This window comes from Mycobacterium sp. 1245499.0, assembly GCF_001673615.1.
Classification (GTDB): Bacteria; Actinomycetota; Actinomycetes; order Mycobacteriales; family Mycobacteriaceae; genus Mycobacterium; species Mycobacterium europaeum_A.
The window spans coordinates 1-2,569 of sequence record NZ_LZMG01000333.1; the positions used below are offsets into that span (position 1 = coordinate 1).

Genomic DNA, 2,569 nt, shown 5'->3' on the forward strand with positions numbered 1-2,569 from the left:
GGTCGGTGCGCTCGACCAGCATCGAGGAGACGATCGCCATCATCACCCCGAAAAAGCTCTGCCTGCGCACACCGTCGGCGACGTCGGCCAGAGTCAGTGGTGCCGCAGGTCCCAGCGCCTCGTGATAGGCGCGCAGCAGCGCGTCGTAGTGCTGGCGGCGATCCTCGGTGGACAACGCGCAACCGAGGAAGTAGGCCAGATCGGTCAGCGCCGGACCCCACGACACGGTTTGCCAATCGACCACCGTCAGCGCGCGCTCGGCGCCCTCGGTACCGAACAGCATGTTGTCCAGGCGATAGTCGCCATGCACCAGGCCCTGCACGCGGCCCCGCTCGGACGCCTCCGCTTCCTGGGCAAGGTAGCCGTCGAACGCGGCCACCAGGCGTTCGCACACCACGCGGTGCTCCGGTGCGATCTGGTCGCCGTAGCGGTCGACGAAACCCGCGTACAGCGGGGTGATCATGGCCTGGTTCAGCGGCGCGTCGCGGTTGAGCCACGGCGCCTCGGCCAGCGAAACGTCGCCGAGCAGCGGGCCGTGCAGGCGTCCCAGCTCGACGGCGCCGAGGCGGGCCTGTTCGACTGTGGCTCCGGCGATTTCGTCACCGACGACGGCCGGCCCCGCGTCACCCAGCAGCAGATCGAAAACACCCGTGGAGGTGTCGACCGCCGCGTGGTAGCAGGGCGCGATGGGCCCGCCCAGACGCGGCGCGATGTCGCCGTAGAAACGCACCTCCCGCTCGTAAAGCCCCAGCGCCAGCCCGGTTTGGCGGCTCACCGGATCGGTGGCCGCGACCTTCAGCACCACCGACTCGGGTCCGCCCCCGGCCGCGGCATAGCTGAGCCGGACCCGGTAGCACTCGCTCATCTGGCCGGTGCCGATGCGCTCCACCGCGAAGTCGGCGATGGGCCCGGTGCCGATGACCGCTGCCAGCCAGGTGGCGGTGAGGTCACTGGGTCGTTCGATGACTTGCTCGGTCTCGGCATGCATGAGGGTTAGCGTGCCAGGTCAACGCGCCAGTGAGAAGCCGTCCCATGCCATTCGGCGATGCGGGTGTGGATCGAACTCGACGCGGGACTTGCGGTCGAAGACCATCACGGCACGATCCTCGGCGGTGTAGAGGGGCCAGTCCTCCCCCGGCACGCCGGTCCGGCTGAAGGCGCGCCAGCGCCGTTGCACTTGATTGCTGACCCGCAACGCGGCCCGCCGGTCCGCCGCCGCGGTCAGCAACGCGCCGAATCTGGTGCGATACACGTCGAAAACGGCGAGCAACTCGGTGGCGTGGGTGGCCCCGAAGCCCGACCAGCGCAGCGTGCGCGGCGCGTAGTCGTACCGGTAGAGGTAGGTCGGCGCGTGCGCGCCGTGGGCCTCCGCGATCTGCCAGGCCGCCGAGGCGAAGGCGAAGTCACCGCCGAGCTGGATGCAGGCCGCCCGCTCGGGATAATTGGGATATGCGGCGGTAATGCGTTCGCGGATAGCGGGTTCCGCCTCGGCCAGCAGCTCTTCGACCATCGACTCGTTGGTCGGCAACATCGCCAGGAAGCGGGTGAACAACCGGCCCTCTTCGGCATTCGTGCCCACGATCAGCGGTACCCGGTGGGCCTCACCGCGCCGCATCGCCTCGACCGGATCCAATGGCAGGATGTCGTCACCGAAGACCGGCCCAATTGGGAAGGCGCCCAGCCTGTTCTGCATGCCTTCGTCGATCAACCGGTGTTGGGTTTCCACCAGCTGCGCGGCGGACGCCTGCATCAGCGCGTTGGCGGCATCCTGCTTGCGCACCCCCAGCAGGTTGGCGAAGCGGTTCGCGAACTCCGCGGCGACCTCTTTCGACCGCACCAGACCCGACGCCGGGCTCTCCGAGATCGCCCGGGCGAACAGGCCTTCGGCGGCGGGCACCGCCAGCAGCGATGCGGTGATGCACGCGCCCGCGCTCTCGCCGAAGATGGTGACATTGTCGGGATCACCGCCGAATCCCGCGATGTTGTCACGAACCCACTGCAGCGCCAGCACCAGATCGCGCAGATACAGGTTGCTGTCGATGGTGATCTCGGGCGTCGACAACGACGAAAAGTCCACGCACCCCAGCGCGCCCAGGCGGTAGTTCACCGACACGTAGACGCATCCCCGGCGGGCCAGGGCCGCGCCGTCGTACAGCGGTGTCGCCGAGCTGCCCAGGAAGTAGCCGCCGCCGTGGATGAACACCATGACGGGCAGCGGCCCCTCGGCGTCACCCTCGGGCGCCACGACGTTGAGGGTGAGGCAGTCCTCGCTCATCGGCTGATAGCGGCCGCCCAGACCCGACATGCCGAGCAGGGTGTAACGGCGCTGCTGGGGCGCGCAATTGCCGAAGCCGTGACAGTGTCGAACACCGGACCACGGCTGGGCCGGCTGCGGCGCCCGGAAGCGCAGGCGGCCCACCGGCGGGCGGGCATACGGGATCGACCGCCACCGATTGACCCCGTCGCGGGTGAAGCCTTCGACGGTGCCGATGGCCGTGCGTGCGCGGACAGTCCGGTCATGCATAACCCGACGGTAACCGACATGACGGCCGTAACGCGCGCGCAGCGC

The 2,569-nt window shown here is 69.1% G+C and carries 2 protein-coding genes; both read right to left on the reverse strand.

The genetic code is table 11. The features are described 5' to 3' along the window. On the reverse strand, window positions 1-988 hold a 988-nt coding region (locus A5646_RS20605; RefSeq protein WP_156765665.1), incomplete at its 3' end, for a phosphotransferase. A gap of 18 nt (window positions 989-1,006) precedes the next feature. Then, a complete protein-coding gene (locus tag A5646_RS20610) occupies window positions 1,007-2,524 on the reverse strand; it encodes a carboxylesterase/lipase family protein (RefSeq protein WP_067023879.1) in 1,518 nt (505 codons plus the stop codon). Window positions 2,525-2,569: the final 45 nt, after the last annotated feature.

Coding starts and splice junctions, on each gene's coding strand:
- A5646_RS20610 (WP_067023879.1), bottom strand. CDS start 2,524: ATGCATGACCGGACTGTCCGCGCACGCACGGCCATCGGCACCGTCGAA.